This is a genomic window from Rahnella sp. AA, from assembly GCF_002834385.1.
Lineage (GTDB): Bacteria > Pseudomonadota > Gammaproteobacteria > Enterobacterales > Enterobacteriaceae > Rahnella.
Map to the genome: position 1 here is coordinate 15,046 of NZ_PITQ01000013.1, position 22,033 is coordinate 37,078.

Consider the following 22,033-nt stretch of genomic DNA (forward strand, 5'->3'; position numbering starts at 1 on the left):
TGACCACTTTGACAGGCTGCTTTGAGCGAACAGCGGACGTCTAGCCGCCTTTTATTGGAAATCTTAGGTTTCTTTAAAGTGGTTAAAAGGAGCTCATACATCGAATGAGTTAGATCAATTTATTACTTTGCCAAATTACAGCAATCTACTTGTTTTGCAGTATTCTTTAAATTGTTTGTGGCGTGATAATGAGCGGTCTTTTCTCAACATATTTTTAATGAAGAAACAACACCAGCAGGCTAATACTAAAAATGGTAACCAATGCATCGAAAGCATTGAAAAAGCCAGATAAATTAATATTTCCCCAAGATAGTTTGGATTGCGGCTATATTTATATAATCCATCAGTAATCAACCCCTTCTTTAATCTCAATGTATAAAATTTCTGAGCATCGCTCACGTAATGGAGGTAAATCCCAACGATATAAATTGATAGTACCACACAAACTAGCCAGGGTTGAGCGATCACATTAGTACTGATTAAAAGGTATGGCGTAACGTAATACCCCGCCAATGGTAAAAAGATAAATAACCACCCAATCCACGCTGGCGGAAACTCCTTTGCGAACCGCTGGTCAGGGAAAGTTGACTCTTTGACTAACCACAGGATGGAATATGTTCCATGCATCGAAAGATATATGCAGGCAGTCATTGAAGTATTTTGGTAATACCACATAAGGAATATGATTATGGGTATAACCAAAATCTTATGTAAGTTTATGAAAAATAAAGTGTTCATAGGGGCACTCTCAACATTGATAAGAAAGGATGGCTTAATCTAAAGAGACATCTAGTCATTGACTAGATTGAAATTTCTCTTTATCTTGTCAGTGTCAAGTTTTTTTGCTTTAATGGACTGACGAAGAACTCTCGGGGGATAAAATGACGCCATCGCTGACAAAAAAAAACTATCATCACGGTGATTTACGCATTACGCTCATTAATGCAGCACTTGAGATCATCGAAAATGAAGGCGTCGATAAGCTGTCCCTTCGCGCATGTGCGAGAAAAGCGAATGTTTCGCATGCTGCGCCGGCTCATCATTTTGGAACTGTTGCAGGATTACTGGATGAGCTCGCAGCGGAAGGGTACAGTCTTCTGATAGGTGAAATGCAAAATAAACAGAATAATTCTACAGCAGATAGTTTGCTTAGTGCTGGGATGGGATATATACGTTTTGCAATAAAACACCCAGGACTTTTTCGTGTAATGTCAAAAATGAAAACTAGCACTTCATCCTCAGTGAGACTATTGAAAGAAAGCGATGCTGCATTAAATTTTCTGAAGGAATCATTAAAGCAGGTTTACTTAGATTATCACGCCATAGCCTTGCCAGAAAACACACTTAAATTAAGAACGGAACTAGCCTGGTGTACAGTGCACGGATACTCTCACTTATACATTGAGGGTATGAGTGAAAATTTCTATTTCTCAGAACCTGAAATGATCCTTAATCAACTTCGGGTTTCACTACTCGTATTAGAGGAGGTATAAATTAAACCTTCCACCTTAAGCGGAATCTATCACATATAATATACAATCTAATGAATTAATCTAAATACATGTCGTAATTAAAAAGAAGAATATTGAATATTCATAGTGACCGACATGAAATTACGAGATAAGCAAAGTCCGCTATTGGCACAAAGCTGCCCAGTGCTTGGAGCGGATGTCCGCTGTGAGCGAGGAGCAGAAGTTCGCAACTCCAACAACGACATAACTAACATTGGGGTGTCTTAACCAACAGGGAGCAGGTCAGGTGGCCTCATGAATCCATGAATAACTTGACGCCGGAAGAGTATCGGCTAAAGGCTGAAAAACCGGGGATCTCAAAAAGTGTTTGGAAATAAAAGCGGTATGATTACAATATCGGCAGGTGGTTCAAGTCATTGAAAAGATGTTGGTGGTTATATTATCGCCTTTGCTTTATCATCCTCCAAGTAGAGATAACATCGTGCTAAAAGCTGTTTTGACGTTAAGTCGAAACAGTTTTTTTAGTTCAGTGGAAAAGGAAATTAGCCTGATGCAATGGTTTTGCGTGAGAAATAATTAACGTCACACTACGTGTAAGTTAAATGTCTCAAGTGTTATATCAAAAAATTTCTCTCAAACACTAAAATAGTGTTTGTATTGGTTTAGTGAATCGATCAAAAAAACTATTCCTGTTCCTTGCCTCAAATGATGCTGAGATAACCCAGAAGAGCAGCCTCTATCCTGTCAATCAACTGTTCTTGTTGATCATCTCCGTGTCGGCCAGCGGCATCGGTAAGTGAACTTATGATGGCCATTATCTCAGAGGCAGCAATGTTTGCTGAGACTTTTCCTGACATAACCCCTACCTGCAAAAATTCGACTAATTCAGCATGCATAGTCGCTTTGGTCCCTGATTTTGGCATTATTGCTGATAGCCGATGCTCCTCAAAATCGAGCAACATTGCCAGTACAGGTCTTCGTAATTGGTAACGAACTGCGACTTCTATTAACTGGCGCAGCGCCTCACCTCGATCATCACGTAGCAGCACCTGTTTTGCTTCTTGCACGAGCTCAGTCATTTCCCGTTCAATAAGTGCAACGGTCACCGCATCCTTTGTCGGGAAGTATTGATAGAGAGAGCCAATACTGACGCCAGCACGCGCTGCGATTGCGTTCGTTGTGTACCCCTTGAGTCCATGTTGTTCGAGAATGTGAGCAGCTCCCTCGATTATTGCCTCGACCGTATGCGTGGAACGTGATTGAGAGGGCATTTTACGTGGGTTTAAGCGACGAGTGGCTGCGGGTTTAGATTGCGAGTTGTTCATATGAGCTAATGCTCATATTATTTTCGCACTGAGTCAAGCGCAATTCTTTCGCCTCATAAACCGATGAAGGTATCCATGACATCTCTAAATCATTCAGCCGAAAAAAAAGCCAATGACGCGCATTTATTGAGGCTTGTCACTTCAGTCGTGCAGTCAGCCGGCATGGCGTTAAAACAGAGCTTTAGCGCGGACAATCGCCCTAAAGACAGAGAAGATATTGCCAAGAAGATTGCTTCTATCGATGTTATCTCACTCGATATTTTACGAAAGTCACTATCAGTTGCCCTTCCTCACGCTCAATGGGTTGAAGATGAGGAGGGTACTGGTACGTTACCTGCGGGGGAATGGTGGGTTACAGACCCCGTTGAGGGAGCGATAAACTTTATACATGGTTTACAGGACTGGGGGATAACGGTGACGTTGGTTCGAGATAATGAAATAGTTCTGACTGCGGTGCATTTGCCGATGAGTGACGATACTTACACTGCTTTGCGCGGTGAGGGTGCATGGCTTAATGACCGACGCCTGCAGACGTCAACCAAGACCCATTTAAACGCCGCGATGGTTGGCACTGGCCAAGCAATGCCTAATGAGAGCGACGACACATACCGTCGCATGGGAATGTCATTGGTCGCAATGCTGAAAGCTGCGTTGGTGGTACATGTATCGGTGCCAGCCACGTTACAACTGATTCAGGTTGCTGCGGGCAGTCAGGATATATTTTGGCAATACAGCCAAGTGCGGTCTGGCTTACTGGCCGGTGCATTATTGGTATCTGAAGCCGGTGGGGAAGTCACTGATCTACAGGGTGCACCATGGCATTTGGGCAGCAATAGTTTTCTGGCCAGCACATCGTCACTTGTAGAACAAGCAGCTGCGGTTCTCACATCAATTACCTAAAAGTATCACTTTAAGGAATACGTATGAAACTTGCTATTTTTGGCGCATCAGGCGCGACCGGCCGCCATTTGGTCAATCAAGCTCTTTCCTCGGGGCATTATATTACGGCCATGGTGCGCACCCTGGACAGTTTGCAGATTAATAACGTTGGCCTGAAGCTCATCGTCGGTGAACTTTCTAATTCGGTCATCGTAGAATCTGTCATACGAGACGCAGATGCCGTTATTAGCGTGCTAGGTGCACGTAAAGGCAAAGCTCAAAAAATTTGTACTGATGGAACCAGAAAAATCATATCTGCGATGCAAAATGTTGGTGTAAAACGCCTTATTGCTTTAAGCGCCTATGGGGCGTCGGAAACACACAACGCCTCTTTATTTATCCGTTTTGTGCGCAGCATAATAAGCGAAAAGATGCGTGATAAGGATTACATGGAAGATTTAGTGAGAGCGAGTAATACCGACTGGACGTTGATACGGCCCCCAATGCTGACGAACGGCGATGCTAGCAACAATTATCGTTCAGGTATTGATTTGAGGCCGGGTATAACAGCAAGAATATCGCGTGCCGGTCTAGCCTCATTTATTCTTCAAACTGTAGTGAGTGGAAGTTATATCCATGAGGCTGCGATAGTTTTTAAAGAATAACAGGAGAACGTCAAAAATATAATGATTTTATCAAGGCTATGGTCTCCAAGATGTTGAATGTAATTAAGAATATTACCATCTGAATAACCACTAAATAATAACACTTAGTGCGAATAACCATTTCAATGATTTTAATAACGTAGTGTTTTTTTGGATTGCATTTTAAAAATATGTTGAAGGTTTAAATTCGGGTGCGAGGGTTAACTTACTATCAACCATTATACAGCTGTTAAAAATTTTTATTATTGCCGAAATACCCTTCTGTTAAGGATAACGTAGGTCGACCTAATTAACTCATAGCGCTAAGAGGATTCAGTATCTAGTGAGTATTTATGTTCAACAACGTCATGTGAAGTTTAAAAACTACTCCACAATATTCAGGTAGGCGATGCACATCACTGCCAATTGTTTGCATATAGCATCTCCTTTATCACTAGGAATTTCACGTTCAAACACACTGCGCACAGTACCGAAAATTGTGCTGAGAAGAGTAAGCGTCACGATTGGCAGATTGGTAAAAGATGCATTAGAAGCACTCTTGAGCATCGTCGCTGTAGCAATATCTATGCGCTTCGCGAAGGCCGTAATCAAAGGTTGATTGTCGAGTTCTGCAACAGATTGATAAAGCGCACGCGTGACTTCAGGCCTTTCTGTTTTAGCGCACCAGTACGTCATGACAAGAGAATCCACCATTTTCTCAATGGCTGCACCGTGTTGTGCTTCGCAGGCCGCTTCGATTTTCTCTGCCAGCCTTACCAGGTAACGTTCATTCAAGGCGTAGAATAACGCCTGTTTGTGCGGAAAATACTGGTACATGCTGCCAACGGACACACCGGCCCGGTCGGCTACACGAGTCGTCGTTAATCGGCGCGGACCATCACTTACCAAAACCTGAATGGTTGCCTCAAAAATGGCGTTCACCGTAACTAGCGCACGCTTCTGCCGTGGCTGTTTACGGGGGGTAAGGCTTATATGTGAGGATGTGGGCATATGCGAATTCTTAAACTGAAGGAAGCTTCATATACTAATGGAAATTATCAATTTAAAACAATCAATTTAGAGGTGTTTATATGACACAAAAACGCATTGCATTTATTACCGGCGCAAATAAAGGTATTGGATTGGAAATAGCCCGTCAGCTGTTGGAGGCTGGAGTGAATGTCATCATCGGTGCCCGGGATGCCAGTCGTGCCGCAGCGGCAATAGAGGGACTGGCAGCTCAAGGTTTAAACGCACAGTTGCTGTCTATTGACCTGAACGACCACTCAAGCATTACAGCGGCAGCAGTGGCAATTGAGGCTGATTATGGTCATCTCGATATCTTGGTCAACAATGCCGGAATTGTCGATTCTGCTGATGGGCCGCCGAGCATATCATCCCCCGACTCAGTACGGCGTATTATGGAAACCAATTTCATTGGAACGCTGGCTGTCACGCAAGCACTGCTACCACTATTGCGCAAAGCGCCTGCCGCGCGTATCGTGAATTTGTCCAGCTCTCTCGGCTCGTTGACGGTCAATAGTGACTCAACTTCCCCCTACTACGATGCCCGCCTGATCGGTTATAACGCATCGAAAGCCGCGGTGAATATGCTGACGGTACAGTTAGCCCAGGAGTTACGCGATACTTCTATTGTCGTTAACTCTGTGAGCCCGGGATATGTCAAAACTGATTTGACTGGGCATAATGGATTTCTTACTCCAGAAGAAGGGGCACGGCTACCTGTGCAATACGCATTACTCCCAGAGAGTGATGCTGTTAGTGGCACATTTGTTGAAGCGAGTGGAACTACACCCTGGTAAGTTGGGTGCACTAAATCGGTGATGTTTTGAAAGAATACTGGCTGCTTATAAGGGCCAGTTTTTCATTAGCCGGCTGGCAAGCCAACTTAAATTTAGAGGGTTAAACAAGGGTGTCAGGCAAAAATTACCGCCAGCAGAAATGTCGGGTAGCATGCCCCTATTTAAATTTGTGGATGCACAAAGAAACTTTTTAATTCAGTAAGTTAAACCTTTATTAAAAGCTATAATTAACGTTTTCATTACGTGTTGCAGTGGCCGTTCCATATTCAGACCTGCACGGGCAGCTTCAGCAACTAATGCAGGATGGACAAATATGGTTACCGCATCACGTACAACACTTGCTGCAATCTCAGCATTCTCAATTTTAAACTCACCACTATTTATGCCTTGCTGAATAATTTGTTGAATGAGGCCCGTCATTCTGTGCGTATAAGATATGACAATGTCTGGACGCTCAGTTACAACACGTTTGTACAATGTGAATAGTTCAGGGTCTTCAGCGTATCGCCTGACCTTAAAGTGATTCAGTGCAGCTACAAATTCTGTAAGGCGGATAGCTGCTGGACTATCGTCATTGCAGTAGGCTGATACCAGTAATTGCTCATGAGTCATCGTTGATAATACCAGAGCATCAAATACATCTGCCTTAGACTTAAAATGGCGATAAATGGTGGTATGGGAAGTGCCTAACGCTCGCGCAATATCGACAATGTTTGTTTTGGACTCCCCAAAACGACGAATCTGTACGCGAGCAGCTTCCAGAATTTTCATAGGCGAAATTGCATCATCCTTACCTTCTGCGTTTGTAATACCCACACGTATTCCTTCTGAAAAAAAAGACCTCAATCTACATGATTATAATAAACAAGAGGTTGGGAAACTCCCATATATGCAATTTAGTATACAGGATCTGTAATCGCGCGCCATAGGAACAAAAAACATAAAATGTTCGTTGTATTTTGTTTGGCGTCGGGGCATATTGTTTTAAACCTTCTGAGGCAGTGGATGAAAACATGACTATTGAACGCACGGCATTTGTTACCGGTGGAACAGGTTTTGTAGGCTCAAGATTGATAATGGAGTTGGTACGAAATGGGTGGAAGGTCAATGCTCTGGCAAGAAGTAGCGCTGCATGCAAAGCCCTGCAACTAATGGGCGCAACGCCAGTAAAGGGCGAACTCAATACATTAAACGCGCTGGAACAAGGGATGAAAGGCTCAGAAATAGTCTTTCACATAGCAGCGCATTTTAAGCTATGGGGTAGACGTGAGGAGTTTGAACGTATCAATATTGGCGGTACACAAGCAGTGGTTGATGCTGCCACTATGACTCCCTCGGTAAAAAAAATCGTGTATGTCAGTGCCGCTGCCGTCATCCTGGGTGATCCTCAGCCAATGTTGGACGTGGATGAAAATCAACCGAAACAAAGCCGCTCATTTGCTCCTTACAGTTCATCGAAAGCCAAAGCTGAGCAACTTTTGCTTGCGGCGAATAACAAACGTCCAGAGTTTGAAACGATAGCTATTCGCCCTCCTCTTATATGGGGAGCTGGAATGCCTATGCTTAAACAGATGGCTGCAACGGTTAAGGCCGGGCAATGGCAGTGGATTGATGGAGGAAATCAGTCAATGTCCACATGTCATGTGGATAATCTTGTTTCAGCACTCTTACTTACAGCCGATAAAGGTACTGGTGGTGAAGCTTACTTTATAACGGATGAAAAAACAGGCACGCTTAAAGGCATTATTAGTGAATTACTTAATACATGTGGCATCACCGTTAAGGATAAATCCGTTTCGTTCAGAGCAGCCTGGCTGCTGGCCGGACTAATGGGCATGACATGGCGGATTTTAAGACTAAAAGGCGAACCGCCTCTAACGCGACAAATGCTGCAGCTGATAGGGAAGACACTTACTCTCAATACAGCTAAGGCAAGGCGAGAATTAGGGTACGCACCGGTAAAAAGCTGGGCTGAAGGCATCCGTGAAATGAAATAAAACGAATAGTAGGATATTTTCAGCTTTCCAAGAAGACCCCTATCTCATCGCTTGCATTTGCTCTCTTGCATTCACCGTGATGATACCAACGAATTTTACTGCAGGCATTAAGTAGCCCCATTTATTTACTGCTCCGGAAATAAATTTATCAATTTAGTCGTGTTAGGGGTCAGTTTGGATATCGAAAATTATTGTACGTTAAGGTTATTTTTTGTACCTCTGAGCTATGTAAAGCTTGACTACTTTGACAGGCAGCTTTGAGCGAAGAGCGGATATATTTATAGATAAGAACAGACCTGGATTCTCTGAAGCAATCATATCCATTTCAGCTACGCGTGGGAATGATGTTATCCAGACCTGCATTACGCCATATACACAGTGACTATTCGCTCAGTCTGGATGTAGGTTTACTTGCACGCGAAGCGAGAATGGGTATTCCTACGTTCCATGCTCACTTTAAAGCGGTAACCGGGACTTCTCCCATTCAATACGTAAAATCAGTACGCCTGCACCAGGCTCGACTTCTCATGATCCGCGATAATCTTACAGCTGCCGCTGCAGCGTTAAGAGTCGGTTATGAAAGCCCGTCTCAGTTTAACCGGGAATTCAGACGTACTTTCGGGCGTAGTCCCGCAAGGGAGGCAAGGGAAATGAAGACGGCCTTTGCACTGTTGCCGGCTGTGAAGCTGGAAAGTATTTCCTCAACACACTGAATATTGAGAAAAAAGAAAAATCTATTGGCGCTAAACGTGAGTTATCACTCCCTCAAACTAGCCGCGTTTCATTAATAACTCGTTATCTTTGTCATATCCGCTTCTGGTACGGAGCAGACATGTACAATCGGCAAAGTCCGCTGTGAGGGAGAAGAGGATAGTCACCAGAAGCTGCCTGCAATAAGCGTTGTATTCGCAAAATAAAGTTTTTGATTGCCTCAGGTAATAAACAATTTGGATATGCTGTTTTATATCGCCAAAATTTTTCTGGCGAGTAGAAGATAGCGTCATTTGGCATATTTACGACCACGCTCAGGCGCTGAAACTTCTCATCAGCCTCACGTAATGTTAATCAACGCCTGGCTGATCAAGCCAGGCTAACAGAATGCTATATGATTCCAGATTTATTTAGTCACTTTTACAGTCAACATCACTGATATTTTCACCACGGATGATTTTTCCGTAGATTTCCGCACTGAGTTTTGGTGTGCGCTTCTGGGTATCATAGTCCACGTATATCATGCCAAAGCGGCTTTTATAGCCACTCAACCATTCCAGATTGTCATGACTGGACCAGACGTGATAACCCTGAACATTAGCCCCCCTTGCAATCGACTCCCTCATTGCATGGATGTGGTCTACCAGATACAGGCAGCGGTTTACATCGTTCACTTTTCCATTCGTCAACTGATCTTCCCCCTCAAACCCTGCACCATTTTCTGTAATGATGACCGGTGGATTGCCGTACTCATCACGCACGCGCTCAAGCAGGGCGGAAAACTGATCGGGTCTTACTGCGCCATTGAAGGCGAGCTTTTCATTTTTCGGGAAGATTATTTCGGGCGAATAGACTTCTGAAGCATTTTTCTGATGGCGAATAAAGAAAGGCGCATAGTAATTAATGCCCAGAAAACCCAAGCCCGCATCATGAATGCGTTCTGCATCTCCGGGCTGGACGTCAATATTCAGGTGTCGGTCTGCTGCCAGCTTGAGTACATCGGCCGGATAGCTTCCTTTGTACATGGCATCAAGGAACCAGCGATTAAGAATGCCGTCAACAAGTCTGGCATCAGCTTTGTCTTTATCTGATGCGTTCTCTGTCGTCAGTACCGGGAAAAATGGCAGAGCAATTCCTAGCCGGCCTTTGTAGCCTTTTGCCTTAAAACTCTCCGCTGCTGCTGCGGAGGCCAGCAGAATATGGTTATAGGACTTCAGGGAAGTTTCGAGATAGGGACCAGCAGGAACAATAGGAGGGAGTGTAAGCTCCTCACCTTTCAGCCGCTTCTCGGCCATGATTTTTGTTGCAACTTCAACGGTTGGTTCATTAATCAGTACAAACTGGTCAACCTGATCGGAGAAGTTAGCAAAGATAACTTCAGCATAACGTTGAAACCATTCCACCGACTCCCGGTTTTCCCATCCCCCCGCAGCAGACAGCGACTCAGGCATATCCCAGTGGTAAAGAGTTACCAGAGGCTTTATTCCAGCAGCCTTTAAGTCGGTAATAAACTGCCGATAGTGCGCAACTGCCCTCAGATTTACGGGCCCCTGCCCGTCCGGGATAATACGTGTCCAGGCGATAGAGAAGCGGTAGCTGTTCAGCCCGAGCTCTTTAAACAGCTGGATATCTTTTAGGTACTGATCACGGTCGTAAAAGTTAATCGCAACGCTCCCCGATATGCCGGGGCCGGCCAGGTGCTTCTCATCAAGATAGTAATCCCATACAGACCGGCCTTTACCGTCTTTATTTGTTGCTCCCTCAACCTGATAGGCAGCAGAAGCCGCCCCCCACAGAAAATTATCAGGAACGTCAGCTGCAGTGGCCATGTTCATCACTGCAGTCATACTTAACGCCAGCATTCCGTTTTTCATCGCTTACTCCTCTTTTGACATAATCAGGCTAACGAAAAATTTTATGATGGCCCGACAAGTAAAACAGGGACGGGCATCATGTATAGCAGCAATATATCATCAACCGATGATATATTGCGTGGGCGTTTTCTTTTTACGGGTTTGCCTGCATACATCGCCGGTCTCTTTGAGACGCCACCTGCTAAAAGCATGACGCACTTATGCGACAGGTCAGTGGTTCAGGAATGTTCAGAGACAACGAACAGACGTATAGCCTCATCAGCAATATCAGAGGAAAGAGAGGTGGATTGAGGGGCATCCGGATCGATCAGACCGGGAGTGACCAAAGGCAACGAAATTGCTGAAATCATTAATGCAAAAGTCAGTGAGGGTTGATGACTTCTGATGATGCCTTTCTCCATCGCCAGTCTGATGACGGGCAGACAGCTGTCACGAAACGGCGTAACCAGATGCAGGAGAAGGTATTCAAGCCGTTCGTCGCCCCTCGCCGCCTCGTTCAGCAGCAGCGAGGGAAACTCTGGAATTTCCACGCTGATAGCGGTCAGGTGACGGATAAACCGGCGAAACCCTTCGGCAGGATTGATACTGAACGAGTGTTCAATTGCACTGATTTCTTCAAGATGATGCCGTTGCTTATCCAGCAGATGTTCAAGAACCGCATTCCAGAGATCGGATTTTGAACCGAAAAGGCGCGCCACCAGAGCCATATCCACACCGGCTTCAGCTGCGATTTTTCGTAAAGATGTGCCGTCATAACCGTTTCGGGAAAAAAAACGTGTAGCGACGGGAAGAAGCGCTTCCCGCCCTGAAACTGCCCCGCCGGGGCGGCGCCCCCGTACTGAAGGTCTGTTGTCTTGTGAGCTCATGTGATTCCATTTTTGATAAGCACCGGACCGGACCGGTGCTTTTTACTGATCAAAATACCATGCCCATTTTACTCACAACCGGGATCTGAAGATAACTGTCATATTTTCCACCAAAATGAATGATATGCCGGCCTGCATTCCGGCTCACCGGGGTAGCTACCTGCTGTTCACTGACAAATGGCAGAAGCGTTGACGCCGGACCGCCGAGGGAAATACGTTTAATTTTCTCACCTGGCATAAAGGTTCCTCCGGAAGCTGGCAGTTCAATGACGGCAGAGCCAAACCCCATGTCAATACTTGTGGGTATTGGGCGGTGTGCGGCAATGGTCAGCACCAGTTTTTCACCTGCATGATAAAGCATGCTCATCGGCCAGATACCTATTTCCACAGGTACAATCTCCCCAGCGTGCAGCTTCTCTTCACGAATGTGCGTGTGGAACGGCTCTGTTTCAGTTGACAGCGTGGGATCAAGCGCACGCTGGGAAACCCTCAGTAGACCTGATGCGACCACCGGTCCTTTCACGCCTTCTCCCAGCAGGCGTTCAAACGGTTTTCCGTCTTTACTTCGTTTCTCAACGCCAATCTCAAGCTCCATATCATCAGCCCCCTGGGCTTCCACCCAGAGCTTCAGTTTCATGTAGCCTGTGAGCTCTGTATCCTGCGTGAAGGTAAAGTGAAGCTCCGTTTTTCCTTCACCGGAAACGTCATAGGACAGAGACGCCGGTATGTTCTGACCCAGAGGGCTGAGCTGCGCGCCGGAAGTAATAAACATTTTTTTCAGCTGAGTATGGGGCAGTGGCCAGCTGTCTTCAGTCCGGTCAACAATATCTGTACCGCCATCATCCAGAACGCAGATACGCACGCGAGGGGTGTTTTCCCAGCCGTTTTTTTGGCCCTTGAGATAATGGTCAAAAAACGCCAGAAGTTCCTGCGAATAGGCGGGCGTATAAAAATCCAGCCATTCGTTTGTGTTATTAACCCGCAGCCATTTTTCTTCTGAAGCTATCTGACGGTAACCGGCAAACGATCCGTGGGTATGAGCGTGATTGGTATAGCTTGCGACAACGTACGCCGGGATGCTGATATGCTCAAGCTTTGCCATTTTGTCTTCCCAGTAGCCATCCATCAGCTGTTTTTCCATAATCATCCGAGGCTGATCTTCGACAAGGTTCTCGCCGGCGAAAGATTTCAGTATGACTTCAGGAAATGCCGGCGCAGGTATTCCTCCGCGATTGCCCGTTTCTCTGAAATGATCGACAAACCCTTCCCAGGGCGCGATAGCCGTGAGATGGGGAGGCTGCTCGGCTGCAATAAACCACTGCGAGACGGCAAGCCAGGAGTTCCCCGCCATACCCACTTTTCCACTTGACCATGACTGCTGCGCGGCCCATTCAATAAAATCATAACCGTCTTCAGCCAGCTGCCGCCCCCAGTAAGAGATATCACCTTCAGATTTATAAGCCCCACGTGGATCTGGATTCAGAATAACGTAACCTTCATTGACCCAGAAGGCCGGATCGGGGCCTTCAAACTTCTGAAGTTCTGAGACCCACTCCAGCGGCACGCCGGAGCGCTCGTGTATATCATCCAGCCACTGACCGCCTATCTCTTTTCCATAGGGACTCCATGCTACCAGAGCCGGGTATTTTCCTTCCGCTACCGGCCGAAAAACATCCGTATAAATGGTTGTTCCATCACGCATTTTAAGAGCCACGTCCTGCTCAAAGATGATGTCGCAGGGCAGTGGTTTTGCCCCTTCACGCCGGACGGTCCCTTTTTTGAGCAGAGTCGTGCCCGGAGCAAAACCGGGATAGCGAGCGCGGGGAGCATTAAGAGGCAGCGGACGCCGATACCAGACAGGATAAGCGCTGTCGCCATAAATTTTTGTATTTTGCACGATACGATTCCCGTTTGTACTGCCGCTCTGAGCAAATGCCAGTCGCGGCAACATCATATGTGTCACGGCCATTCCCACTGCACCCGCCAGTAGCGAGCGTCGTGAAACTTCCAGGCCAGCTGGTTTCATTTTATTCATCACACTCCCCGTAAATCATCAGTTGATGATTTAATTTTAAAGCGCATTGTCTACAAGTCAATCTGCTTGGTGCCGGAACACGACGAGACCGCATTTTGTGCAAAAAAAAAGCCAGCTTCCGCTGGCCTGACTTGTTAAATCTCTATGACAATTTTACCCGTGTGCTTACCGGCAAGCTGATGCCGGAATGCGTCCTGCAGCTCCCCGAGCGGCAAAACTTTATCAATAACGGGACGTACATCAGAGGCTTCAAAAGCGCGGATCATCTCTTTCTGATGTTCACGACTTCCAACGGTGATGCCCCGGACGGTTAGCTGCTTGCCCATTATTGCCGCCGTAGGGACTTCTCCGGCAATGCCGGTAAATACGCCAATAAGCGTAATCTGGCCGCCTATGCGCGCTGCGGCAATTGACTGAGCCAGCGTGCCGGGGCCGCCAATTTCAATGACATGATCAACCCCCCGTCCACCGGTGAGCTCGAAGATTTTTTTACCCCAATGCGGCTCTTTACGGTAATTAACTACACCGGCAACACCCTGATCACGCAGCCAGGCCATTTTTTCTTCAGAGGAAGACGTGCCCCAGACCCGGGCTCCGGTCATTTTTGCCAGCTGCAGGGCAAAAACGGATACGCCCCCGGTGCCCAGAATAAGAACATCTTCCCCCGGGCGCAGATTGCCTTCGGTAATCAAAGCCCGCCAGGCCGTCAGTGCTGCGGTAGGGAGCGTTGACGCCTCGGCATGCGTCCATCCTGCGGGGGAATGCGTGAAGAAACGGGCGGGACGGACAACGTATTCCGTGGCATAGCCATCAATGCCGTCTCCGGGCGTTCGGCTGAAACCGGCGAGTGGGCACTCTCCTTTGTCCCAATCCGGAAAAAATGTTGATACCACCGCATCCCCGGGTTGAAAATCTGTGACGCCTTCTCCGACGCTTTCGATGGTTCCAGCGCCGTCAGACATCAGGATACGGCCCGCCTGCGCGGGCAGGATACCCGCAGCGACGTTGTAATCGTGAAAGTTAAGCGAGACATTATGAATGCGGACGCGTATTTCACCTTTGCCTGGCTGGCCCGGATCGGTAACGTCTGTAAAGGCGATATTATCTACGCCCGCTTCATTGCCAAGGAGTACAGCTTTCATCGTGAAGGTTTTCCCCGTATCCGATAGAGTAAACTATGACTTTAGCCTTCTTTAACGTTCAGGATAAGTACCTACAAAAATGTCTGTATTCTCTGAATCTGCTGATGTAAAAAAAAATGTGCTGGCGACCCGGTTACGCAACGGAGAAACATTTGATGCGACGTGTCCTTCCAGAAGGCTGCTCAGTCACCTGACAAGCCGGTGGGGAACCCTGACGCTGATAACTCTCATGGATGGTACTCATCGTTTTGGGGAGCTGAAACGTAAAATGGGCGGAATTACCGACAGGATGTTGATAAAAACGCTGCAGGAACTCGAAAGCGCGTCTCTGGTCCACAGAAAGGTTTATCCCGTTTTACCGCCTCATACTGAATATGCGCTCACCGCTCCGGGACGGGAGGCTGCGGCACATATTGAAAGGCTGACCGACTGGATCAGTAACCACATTGACGGCACATGAAGCCGGACGGTGAGTTATGTATAGGGTGCGACTCTGGCCGGCGCGCGAAATTTTATAAACACTGAAAATAACGCACCGATTACCGCAGCGGATAAAAATACGGTTGAAGTGGTACCCGGAAGATAAGCCATGAACGCGGACAAAAACTGCCCAAGAAAGATAGCCATTGATAGCCGTGCCAGATTTCTTCCGCGCACAGCGTTACTGCTGAGTTCGACAATAAGGTGATTTACCAGGGGAACGGAAAAACCGAATCCCAGTCCCAGTGCGATTCCCCCGGGGATAAGGAAAGGCATGGAAGTCGCAAAAGCAAAGATCAGATGAGCAAGCGCGTAAAAGCCGAAAGCAATGGATAAGGTTGAAAAATCACTGTAACGGCTTACCAGCTTGGGCATCAGCCAGGCCCCACAGACGGCAACCAGAGAAACAAATGAGAGAAAATATCCCGTCTGAGACTCGGTGTTTCCCATTTTGTGCAGGTGCAGGGGTAAGACAACAATGGCGGTAAAGAAGACAATCATGGACATCAGCGCGGCTGCCCAGGTCATCAGAACGGCTGGTGAAGTGGCACCGTGGCTGACATCCGTTTTAATCTGTTCAGACTCCGCTCTGTTGTCAGGTCGCGGAACAAACATCAGTACCATCAGCAGCATCAGCCAGGCAAATAAATAGAGCGCGAACGGCCAGCGCCACCCTGCAGCGGCAAGTAACCCACCGATAAACAGGAATATGACGCCGCCCAGCTCAATCGACATACCCTGCCGCGCAATCATCTTCATACGTTCTGGCCCATTATAAAATACTGAAATCAGACCCGTTCCTGCAGTCATGATCAGCGCCGTCGCCCCTCCCAGCAGGAAGCGATCGGCAAAGACTGTAATGTAACCGGAAAGAAATGCACCGGCTGAACCTAACAAGCCGTACAGGAAAAGCCCGAGGCACAGTGCCCTGTAAAGCCCCGCCCGCTCGATGAATCTACCGGCAAGTGGTCCAAGCAGCACCACTCCCAGAGACGGTAAGGTAACAAGCCAGCTCTCTGCACCTTTCACGTTCAGCGCATCAGAAATACTGGTCAGTCCCGGCACGATTACGCATCCCACCATAATTGTCAGGCAGGCCACGGCCAGAAGCGTAACCCCCCCAATTTTATTTATCTTTAACATAAATTGCTCCATAATGACCGTTATTCGGACGATATCGTCCGCAATTCGGATATAGTATTCTGGCTTCTATCCGATGATGTCAATGCGCAAAATGTAAGTTGAAAGTAAGGAGTCTCCATGCCGGCCAAATCTGCTGATTCAGGTACAAGTGTTATCGTTCGGGCAGCTCTGCTGCTGCGGACGCTGGAAGAACATCCTCGTGGGCTGACGATCGCCGCTTTGTCGCGTTATACCGGAATGCCGCGTACGACGGTACACCGGCTGGTCAGTTCACTGGAGGCTGAAGAACTTTTACTGAGTACGGCAGGTTTTATCCGGCTGGGTACTGCGCTGACAAGACTTGCGGCTTCAGCGCATACGGATGTGGTTGCTCTGGCGCGTACGCCTATGGAAATGCTGGGACGCCGGACGCGGGAAACCGTCGATCTCAGCGTTATGCGTGGTGCCCATGCGCTGCTCATCAGTCAGTATGCTTCCGATCAGGAGCTGCGTGTCATTTCACCAGTTGGAACAGCTTTCCCTGGCCACTGTACTGCTCCAGGAAAAGCGCTGCTTGCCCGTCTGGAAGACGAGCAGATAGTATCGTTTTATAGCCATACGCCTGAAATCAGGACGCAAAAATCATTAAGCAGCGTGGAAGATATTCTTGCTGAAGTCGTCAAAGTGCGAAAGGCGGGACATGCGTTAGATTATCAAGAACATGCGCAGGGTGTATGCGGCCTCAGCGTTCATATACAGTCTTCCCTGAGCGAATTGTATGCTGTCTCCGTTGCCGTGCCGTCCCTGCGGTTTGAGGAAAAAAAGGAGTTTCTCATCGTATCTTTGATGAAATGCAAAGCGGAAATTGAAGCTATGATTTCAGGCTGATTATTTTATATAAGAGTGTCAGTAACGTCCGCTTCTGACACATAGCCGCCAGGCTAACGGAGTGGTATGTTGAAAGTTATGAAGCTGGCTGTCGCACTGCAGCCAGAAGCGAAAGATTTAATATTTTTCCCGAATTAACCCACTGTTTAAACATGATTTTTTAATAAAGAGTGGGTATGTTTCAGGAGCATGATTTATTGACAAGCCACCTTAAATGACTCTGAGGTGTCTGTTAAACCTGTGGCGATTCAGCTAATGACAGAGAGGTACTTTTCGCTAATAAGAGATTTAAGCTGTAGCCATCCCTGATCATCGAGTGTAGTGGATCGGTAATTCAGAAACGCATGGAAGCGCTGGAAAGTGAGGGAGTCATAACGGGTTATACCGTAAAGGTGAAGCCGGGCGTTGAGCAAAACAAAATCAGGGCCTGGATGAACGTTGCGGTAGAAGGAACAAAGGCAAAGGCCATACTCCAGCAGCTGCGCGGGGATCCCGCCGTTTACACGCTGCACACGACCAACGGTAAATGGAATTTGCTGGTTGAGCTTCGCTCAGACTCGCTGGAAAACTTTGACCGGATACTGGGTCGCGTCAGGCGCATCGAGGGGATTTACAGCACGGAAACCAGCATTCTGCTTTCCACGCACAAAGCCTGACGGGGGTTTAAGCCCAAAACTCTAAACGTAGGATAATTTCCGAATTCCAAGCGGACCCCATAACGTGAACGGAATGCTTTTTCACCACCTTCCATCTGCTTACAGATCATATCCTTCATCTCTTTCTGTTGTAAGGCACCGCACAAGTGAGGCCTTAATCCCTATAATGCTCTGTAATTTCCAGACCGGTTTAATGATACAGCAGACCATCAAGTACGTGTGTTGAATCCCGAACACGGCTGATGACTTTGGTGTAAAACGGGCTGTACTGGTCCGAAATATGTGTATAAATTTGCACGCCTGGCTCCTGACCCTATTTCAGATTGACCTGACCCGCATAACGCCCGTGACTCCCACCCGAAAGTTCTGTCCGTCAGACGATGACGTTGTTCCATCGCCCCAGAATGCCGCCAGAGGCCGCTTTTTCTGCGCATTAACCACCTCGGCCAGCGCGGCTGAATAGGTTTCATCCCTGATGTACCAGGCCTGAATGCCCTCGAGTGACGATTTTGTCGTTCCCGGACAGGATTCGGCCATCTTTGTCAGCCCAAGGTTGATCCCATCGGCAAGAATGGTGGTCAGTAACAACTATAATCATCCTATGCAGATAGTCTCTTCAATCTTCCTTGTGAAAATTTCGGCTCTGATTAAATAAATGGTCACCAGTCCTGACGCGTCGGATGTATGACTATATCGTTGATAGTGAGATCTTCTGGTTTATCGAGCGCATAGGCGACAGCATCGGCAACCTGTTCAGGGGTAATGGCGATTTCATTAAGTTTTTTAGCGGCATCTTTACCTTTACTGTCATTAACCTTATCGGCCCAGCCGGTGTCGATTACGCCGGGACTGATCATGGAAACCTGAATGCCATTACTCACTCCAACTTCTTTTCTCAGGCTTTCGGTTACACCGCGAATGAAAAACTTTGTTGCGCTGTATACACCACTGGAAGCCCCGGTATGCAGTCCTGCGACAGAGCTCATGTTCAGAATATGTCCGCGCTTTTGTTCAAGGAATACCGGCAGTGTGGCGGCGATAGCATTAAGATAACCATGAATATTGGTATCTATCATCTTTTTCCAGTCATCTACGGCTGTGTCTGCCCAGTCAGAAAATAACATCAGGCCGGCATTATTAATAAGATGATCGACTCGCCCGTATTTTTCTTTAACGCTGCTGATAAACTGACGAACATCGTCTGTATCCGTTACATCAGTTACCCGATATTCTGCATTACCGCCCTCTGCATTAATCTCATCAGATATTTTTTTTAGTTTATCTTCGCTGCGGGCAGCCAGGATGATACGGGTACCTGACTGCGCAATCCTGCGGGCGGTTGCTGCACCAATACCCGAAGATGCTCCGGTAATAACTGTGACAGTATCTTTACTTAACGACATATTAAAACACTCCTGGGCTTGAGTTTAATAAACGCTGGAAAATAAATGCGTATATCCGTTTTTTTCATATGGATGAAAACAGAATGAAGATAACGAATTAAGATTAGACAAATAAATGATATTAACATTTCATTTAATTCAACATTGCATTGAAATTGACTCATCCTTATCTAACTTAATGATATTTAATACAAAAAAACATATATTGTCAGATTTTTTATACTTCCCGTCCTATACTGAACAAAAACTTATTTTTGATGCCATGCTTACTGGGCTTTATTGAAAACGAGGAGAAAATAATGAGTAAGAAACTGGCATTTATTACCGGGGCTTCAAACGGGATTGGTTTTGAACTGGCAAAAATCTTTGCTAAAAATGACTATGACATTATCGCCGTTGCAAGGAATGAAGAGAAACTGAATAAAGCTTGTGACGAGCTCCGTCAGTTCGGTGGCAGCGTACATGCACTTTCGGCCGATCTGAGCAGTTATGAGCAGGTTGAGTCACTCAAGAAGAAGATCGATGACGCCGGTCACAGCATCGATGCACTGGTTATCAATGCGGGTCAGGGTCTGGGAGGACGTTTTATCGGAGGTACTGAGCTTGAAAAGGAGCTGCAGCTCATCCGGCTGAATGTGGACTCCTACGTACACGTGTCTAAAATTTTTCTGCCAGACATGGTTAAGCGCGGCGGGGGGCATGTTCTGATGACATCCTCTGTCTCGGGTACGGCACCTATTCCATTTGAAGCCGTTTATGGCGCTTCCAAAGCCTTTGTAAACTCTTTCTTCTGGGCGATCCGCAATGAGCTGAAAGGCAACGGCCTGAATATGACCCTGCTGATGCCCGGCGCTACCGAAACCAATTTCTTCAAAAATGCCGGCCAGTCCGATACCAGCGTAGGTGCCTCGCAGACGACTAAGCCGCACGAAGTGGCTGAGCGCGCCTGGTATGCTCTGATGAGCGGTCACGAATATGTTTACGGCAATGATGAAGCGGAGCATGAGGGAGACGTGCTTAATCGTCTCCAGAGCGAGTCACAGAAAGCACAGCGTCACCGCATTATTTCTGAGCCGGGTTCAGCCAGCAAAAAATAAAGTCCCGCCCTGCTGAATCACCTTCTTCAGGCACTCTTATACGTCCGATCTGCGGGTCGGACGAAGCAAAACCCTTTCTGACGATCATTTATACATCCCACTCAGCCACCTGCGAGGACTCTCATGCTGCGTCATGTTTTTCCCATGTTGTCTGTCACCCTGCTGTCAGTCTCTGTCTCATCATTTGTACACGCTGCCCCTCAGCCTCCGGAACCGCTTAAATTTGAGGAGGCTCCTGCAATGGACATCCGCATTTTGTCGGAGAAAGCCAGCCGCGAACCTTTTGGACAACCTGACGGTTTACCGGTTTATGCAGGCTTACCGGCCAGTTCACCAACCGCAAAGCGACCTGCGCCACGAACTATGCCAGCTGAAAATAAGGTACTTGAGCAGGATAAAAGGGTTAATCCTGATCAGAGACCGGCTTTTAACGGACAGCCCGGGCGCGCGTCTTACGTACCAGCGTCCCCGTCAGTGAGCGGGTTATTGCGGCGGGTTTATCGCACCCCTGGGCGCTGGCCTTTATGCCGGACGGACGCATGCTGGTTACGGAGAAAAGTGGATCGTTACGGATAATTACGCAGGAAGGTAAAATATAGCCACCGGTTTCAGGTGTACCGCCGGTTCTGTATATGGGCGATGCAGGACTGCTTGACGTTGTGACCGATCCCGATTTTGCCAGTAACCGTCGGATCTACTGTCGTTTACAGGATACCGGAAAACGGGTAATGCCCTGATGGTCGTACGCGCCCGGCTGTCGGACAACGACCGTACGCTTGAAAATATTAAACAGCTATCACCGACACCAGTGCGCCGGAAGAGATGCTTAACGAGCTGAGAGCGAAAGGGAAGAAAATCGTTCTGGCCTGATGCTGTCCGGAGCGGTAAACGTCTCCGGACAGTGATTATAAAAAGGCTTCATCCATCACGTTGAATGCCGTTCGGAAGGCATGATTACTGACCGTCTCGTTATATTCCATTCTTCCCGGAACGTCTGCCTGCGGATAGGTAAAGGAATGTACCGCGCCGGCGTAGTTGACCAGCTGAAAGCCTGCACACGCAGAGGCCATTTCGTGACTGAACTGCGCCATCTGTTCAGGAGAGACAAAAGGATCGTCTGCCCCGTTGAGGACCAGAATCTGTCCTTTAATGTCCCCGCTGGCGGCCGGACGTTGAGTATTGAGCGTTCCGTGGATACAGACAGTAGCCCGCAACGGAGCTCCGCTTCGGGCAAGCTCCAGCACGCAGTGACCGCCGTAACAAAAGCCGATTGCTCCCAGCCTGAGCGAATCCGTCAGAGGATCGGCGGCCAGGGCCTGAAGCGCAGCTTTCATCCTCTTACGCTCTTCATCCGTATCCTTGAGCGCGTTCATTGCAGCCGAAGCCTGCTCAGCGGAAACTGGCTGGAAGCCATACAAATCGGCAACCAGCACAACATACCCCTCTTTTGCCACCCTTATGGCCTGTCCGATATTTGACGTTGTGATACCCATCATGTTGGGCGCAAGAACGACACCCGGGCGCGGGCACTGGCCATCGGCGTCATGAACGAGCACGCCACACAGCCGTGTTTCGCCGCAGTAATAGCTGATCTCTTTTTGCGTAATATTCATTCTTCA

Annotated in this window: 20 protein-coding genes and 4 pseudogenes; 12 read left to right on the forward strand and 12 right to left on the reverse strand. The window is 47.5% G+C overall.

Annotated features, from left to right (window positions below; translation table 11 throughout):
- Positions 1-135 precede the first annotated feature (135 nt).
- The gene (locus CWS43_RS27830; RefSeq protein ID WP_101079504.1) at positions 136-738 is read right to left on the reverse strand and encodes a DUF1295 domain-containing protein; all 603 of its coding nucleotides are present in this window, start codon (positions 736-738) and stop codon (positions 136-138) included.
- Between the two features lie 143 nt (positions 739-881).
- On the opposite strand from CWS43_RS27830, the gene CWS43_RS23240 reads away from it, so the two are divergent.
- On the forward strand, positions 882-1,493 hold the full coding sequence (locus CWS43_RS23240; RefSeq protein WP_101079505.1) for a TetR/AcrR family transcriptional regulator: 612 nt from the start codon (positions 882-884) through the stop codon (positions 1,491-1,493).
- Between the two features lie 269 nt (positions 1,494-1,762).
- Positions 1,763-1,849 (forward strand): annotated as a pseudogene (locus CWS43_RS27835) (integrase); the annotation flags it as partial.
- 324 nt (positions 1,850-2,173) lie between these two features.
- Here CWS43_RS27835 and CWS43_RS23250 read toward each other — a convergent pair.
- Complete coding sequence (locus CWS43_RS23250) at positions 2,174-2,797, reverse strand: TetR/AcrR family transcriptional regulator (protein ID WP_101079506.1); 624 nt, start codon at positions 2,795-2,797, stop codon at positions 2,174-2,176.
- Positions 2,798-2,872: 75 nt separating this feature from the next.
- Between CWS43_RS23250 and CWS43_RS23255 the strand changes: the two genes are divergently transcribed.
- Together CWS43_RS23255 and CWS43_RS23260 are read left to right on the forward strand one after the other, a co-directional pair.
- A complete protein-coding gene (locus CWS43_RS23255) occupies positions 2,873-3,697 on the forward strand; it encodes an inositol monophosphatase family protein (RefSeq protein ID WP_101079507.1) in 825 nt (274 codons plus the stop codon).
- A gap of 23 nt (positions 3,698-3,720) precedes the next feature.
- The gene (locus CWS43_RS23260) at positions 3,721-4,341 is read left to right on the forward strand and encodes an NAD(P)-dependent oxidoreductase (protein WP_101079508.1); all 621 of its coding nucleotides are present in this window, start codon (positions 3,721-3,723) and stop codon (positions 4,339-4,341) included.
- A 363-nt stretch (positions 4,342-4,704) separates the two neighbouring features.
- On the opposite strand, the gene CWS43_RS23265 is transcribed toward CWS43_RS23260, so the two are convergent.
- Positions 4,705-5,331 carry a TetR/AcrR family transcriptional regulator gene (locus tag CWS43_RS23265; protein WP_101079509.1) on the reverse strand — a complete coding sequence of 209 codons (627 nt, stop codon included), beginning with the start codon at positions 5,329-5,331 and terminating at the stop codon, positions 4,705-4,707.
- A gap of 80 nt (positions 5,332-5,411) precedes the next feature.
- On the opposite strand from CWS43_RS23265, the gene CWS43_RS23270 reads away from it, so the two are divergent.
- The gene (locus CWS43_RS23270) at positions 5,412-6,143 is read left to right on the forward strand and encodes an SDR family oxidoreductase (RefSeq protein ID WP_101079510.1); all 732 of its coding nucleotides are present in this window, start codon (positions 5,412-5,414) and stop codon (positions 6,141-6,143) included.
- A 195-nt stretch (positions 6,144-6,338) separates the two neighbouring features.
- Here CWS43_RS23270 and CWS43_RS23275 read toward each other — a convergent pair whose 3' ends face one another.
- Positions 6,339-6,959 (reverse strand): TetR/AcrR family transcriptional regulator, encoded by a 621-nt coding sequence (locus CWS43_RS23275; RefSeq protein WP_198555913.1) that lies wholly within the window; start codon positions 6,957-6,959, stop codon positions 6,339-6,341.
- Positions 6,960-7,156: 197 nt separating this feature from the next.
- On the opposite strand from CWS43_RS23275, the gene CWS43_RS23280 reads away from it, so the two are divergent.
- Positions 7,157-8,140, forward strand: a complete 984-nt coding sequence (locus tag CWS43_RS23280; RefSeq protein ID WP_101079511.1) for an NAD(P)-dependent oxidoreductase — start codon at positions 7,157-7,159, stop codon at positions 8,138-8,140.
- A 362-nt stretch (positions 8,141-8,502) separates the two neighbouring features.
- Positions 8,503-8,853: pseudogene (locus CWS43_RS23285) on the forward strand (helix-turn-helix transcriptional regulator); the annotation flags it as partial.
- A 408-nt stretch (positions 8,854-9,261) separates the two neighbouring features.
- Here CWS43_RS23285 and CWS43_RS23290 read toward each other — a convergent pair.
- The 4 genes from CWS43_RS23290 to CWS43_RS23305 all read right to left on the reverse strand — a co-directional run bounded on the left by CWS43_RS23290 (position 9,262) and on the right by CWS43_RS23305 (position 14,768).
- Positions 9,262-10,725: a glycoside hydrolase family 1 protein gene (locus CWS43_RS23290; RefSeq protein WP_198555914.1), complete on the reverse strand. Its 1,464-nt coding sequence runs from the start codon at positions 10,723-10,725 to the stop codon at positions 9,262-9,264.
- 218 nt (positions 10,726-10,943) lie between these two features.
- Complete coding sequence (locus tag CWS43_RS27710) at positions 10,944-11,591, reverse strand: TetR/AcrR family transcriptional regulator (RefSeq protein ID WP_101079513.1); 648 nt, start codon at positions 11,589-11,591, stop codon at positions 10,944-10,946.
- Positions 11,592-11,640: 49 nt separating this feature from the next.
- Positions 11,641-13,626, reverse strand: a complete 1,986-nt coding sequence (locus CWS43_RS23300) for a CocE/NonD family hydrolase (RefSeq protein ID WP_198555915.1) — start codon at positions 13,624-13,626, stop codon at positions 11,641-11,643.
- Between the two features lie 134 nt (positions 13,627-13,760).
- The gene (locus CWS43_RS23305; RefSeq protein ID WP_101079514.1) at positions 13,761-14,768 is read right to left on the reverse strand and encodes an NAD(P)-dependent alcohol dehydrogenase; all 1,008 of its coding nucleotides are present in this window, start codon (positions 14,766-14,768) and stop codon (positions 13,761-13,763) included.
- 79 nt (positions 14,769-14,847) lie between these two features.
- Between CWS43_RS23305 and CWS43_RS23310 the strand changes: the two genes are divergently transcribed.
- On the forward strand, positions 14,848-15,228 hold the full coding sequence (locus CWS43_RS23310; RefSeq protein ID WP_095925560.1) for a helix-turn-helix domain-containing protein: 381 nt from the start codon (positions 14,848-14,850) through the stop codon (positions 15,226-15,228).
- Positions 15,229-15,242: 14 nt separating this feature from the next.
- On the opposite strand, the gene CWS43_RS23315 is transcribed toward CWS43_RS23310, so the two are convergent.
- Entirely contained in the window at positions 15,243-16,391 is a 1,149-nt protein-coding gene (locus CWS43_RS23315; protein ID WP_101079515.1) for an MFS transporter, read from the reverse strand.
- Positions 16,392-16,508: 117 nt separating this feature from the next.
- Between CWS43_RS23315 and CWS43_RS23320 the strand changes: the two genes are divergently transcribed.
- Positions 16,509-17,258, forward strand: a complete 750-nt coding sequence (locus tag CWS43_RS23320; RefSeq protein ID WP_101079516.1) for an IclR family transcriptional regulator — start codon at positions 16,509-16,511, stop codon at positions 17,256-17,258.
- A 344-nt stretch (positions 17,259-17,602) separates the two neighbouring features.
- A complete protein-coding gene (locus CWS43_RS23330; RefSeq protein WP_101079517.1) occupies positions 17,603-17,914 on the forward strand; it encodes an Lrp/AsnC family transcriptional regulator in 312 nt (103 codons plus the stop codon).
- A 193-nt stretch (positions 17,915-18,107) separates the two neighbouring features.
- On the opposite strand, the pseudogene CWS43_RS23335 reads toward CWS43_RS23330, so the two are convergent.
- Both CWS43_RS23335 and CWS43_RS23340 read right to left on the reverse strand, forming a co-directional pair.
- A pseudogene (locus CWS43_RS23335) lies at positions 18,108-18,502 on the reverse strand (Tn3 family transposase); the annotation flags it as partial.
- A 71-nt stretch (positions 18,503-18,573) separates the two neighbouring features.
- Entirely contained in the window at positions 18,574-19,317 is a 744-nt protein-coding gene (locus tag CWS43_RS23340; RefSeq protein ID WP_101079518.1) for an SDR family oxidoreductase, read from the reverse strand.
- 299 nt (positions 19,318-19,616) lie between these two features.
- Between CWS43_RS23340 and CWS43_RS23345 the strand changes: the two genes are divergently transcribed.
- Together CWS43_RS23345 and CWS43_RS27840 are read left to right on the forward strand one after the other, a co-directional pair.
- Entirely contained in the window at positions 19,617-20,414 is a 798-nt protein-coding gene (locus CWS43_RS23345; protein WP_232777175.1) for an SDR family oxidoreductase, read from the forward strand.
- 539 nt (positions 20,415-20,953) lie between these two features.
- Positions 20,954-21,151: pseudogene (locus CWS43_RS27840) on the forward strand (PQQ-dependent sugar dehydrogenase).
- Positions 21,152-21,319: 168 nt separating this feature from the next.
- Here the strand turns inward: CWS43_RS27840 and CWS43_RS23355 are convergent.
- On the reverse strand, positions 21,320-22,027 hold the full coding sequence (locus CWS43_RS23355) for a dienelactone hydrolase family protein (RefSeq protein ID WP_101079519.1): 708 nt from the start codon (positions 22,025-22,027) through the stop codon (positions 21,320-21,322).
- Between the last annotated feature and the right edge of the window lie 6 nt (positions 22,028-22,033).

What these genes read in the sequence shown, in the direction of transcription:
- CWS43_RS27830 (WP_101079504.1), bottom strand. Translation starts at nt 738, where the DNA reads ATGAACACTTTATTTTTCATAAACTTACATAAGATTTTGGTTATACCC.
- CWS43_RS23240 (WP_101079505.1), top strand. Translation starts at nt 882, where the DNA reads ATGACGCCATCGCTGACAAAAAAAAACTATCATCACGGTGATTTACGC.
- CWS43_RS23250 (WP_101079506.1), bottom strand. Translation starts at nt 2,797, where the DNA reads ATGAACAACTCGCAATCTAAACCCGCAGCCACTCGTCGCTTAAACCCA.
- CWS43_RS23255 (WP_101079507.1), top strand. Translation starts at nt 2,873, where the DNA reads ATGACATCTCTAAATCATTCAGCCGAAAAAAAAGCCAATGACGCGCAT.
- CWS43_RS23260 (WP_101079508.1), top strand. Translation starts at nt 3,721, where the DNA reads ATGAAACTTGCTATTTTTGGCGCATCAGGCGCGACCGGCCGCCATTTG.
- CWS43_RS23265 (WP_101079509.1), bottom strand. Translation starts at nt 5,331, where the DNA reads ATGCCCACATCCTCACATATAAGCCTTACCCCCCGTAAACAGCCACGG.
- CWS43_RS23270 (WP_101079510.1), top strand. Translation starts at nt 5,412, where the DNA reads ATGACACAAAAACGCATTGCATTTATTACCGGCGCAAATAAAGGTATT.
- CWS43_RS23280 (WP_101079511.1), top strand. Translation starts at nt 7,157, where the DNA reads ATGACTATTGAACGCACGGCATTTGTTACCGGTGGAACAGGTTTTGTA.
- CWS43_RS23290 (WP_198555914.1), bottom strand. Translation starts at nt 10,725, where the DNA reads ATGAAAAACGGAATGCTGGCGTTAAGTATGACTGCAGTGATGAACATG.
- CWS43_RS27710 (WP_101079513.1), bottom strand. Translation starts at nt 11,591, where the DNA reads ATGAGCTCACAAGACAACAGACCTTCAGTACGGGGGCGCCGCCCCGGC.
- CWS43_RS23300 (WP_198555915.1), bottom strand. Translation starts at nt 13,626, where the DNA reads ATGAATAAAATGAAACCAGCTGGCCTGGAAGTTTCACGACGCTCGCTA.
- CWS43_RS23305 (WP_101079514.1), bottom strand. Translation starts at nt 14,768, where the DNA reads ATGAAAGCTGTACTCCTTGGCAATGAAGCGGGCGTAGATAATATCGCC.
- CWS43_RS23310 (WP_095925560.1), top strand. Translation starts at nt 14,848, where the DNA reads ATGTCTGTATTCTCTGAATCTGCTGATGTAAAAAAAAATGTGCTGGCG.
- CWS43_RS23315 (WP_101079515.1), bottom strand. Translation starts at nt 16,391, where the DNA reads ATGTTAAAGATAAATAAAATTGGGGGGGTTACGCTTCTGGCCGTGGCC.
- CWS43_RS23320 (WP_101079516.1), top strand. Translation starts at nt 16,509, where the DNA reads ATGCCGGCCAAATCTGCTGATTCAGGTACAAGTGTTATCGTTCGGGCA.
- CWS43_RS23330 (WP_101079517.1), top strand. Translation starts at nt 17,603, where the DNA reads ATGGAAGCGCTGGAAAGTGAGGGAGTCATAACGGGTTATACCGTAAAG.
- CWS43_RS23340 (WP_101079518.1), bottom strand. Translation starts at nt 19,317, where the DNA reads ATGTCGTTAAGTAAAGATACTGTCACAGTTATTACCGGAGCATCTTCG.
- CWS43_RS23345 (WP_232777175.1), top strand. Translation starts at nt 19,617, where the DNA reads ATGAGTAAGAAACTGGCATTTATTACCGGGGCTTCAAACGGGATTGGT.
- CWS43_RS23355 (WP_101079519.1), bottom strand. Translation starts at nt 22,027, where the DNA reads ATGAATATTACGCAAAAAGAGATCAGCTATTACTGCGGCGAAACACGG.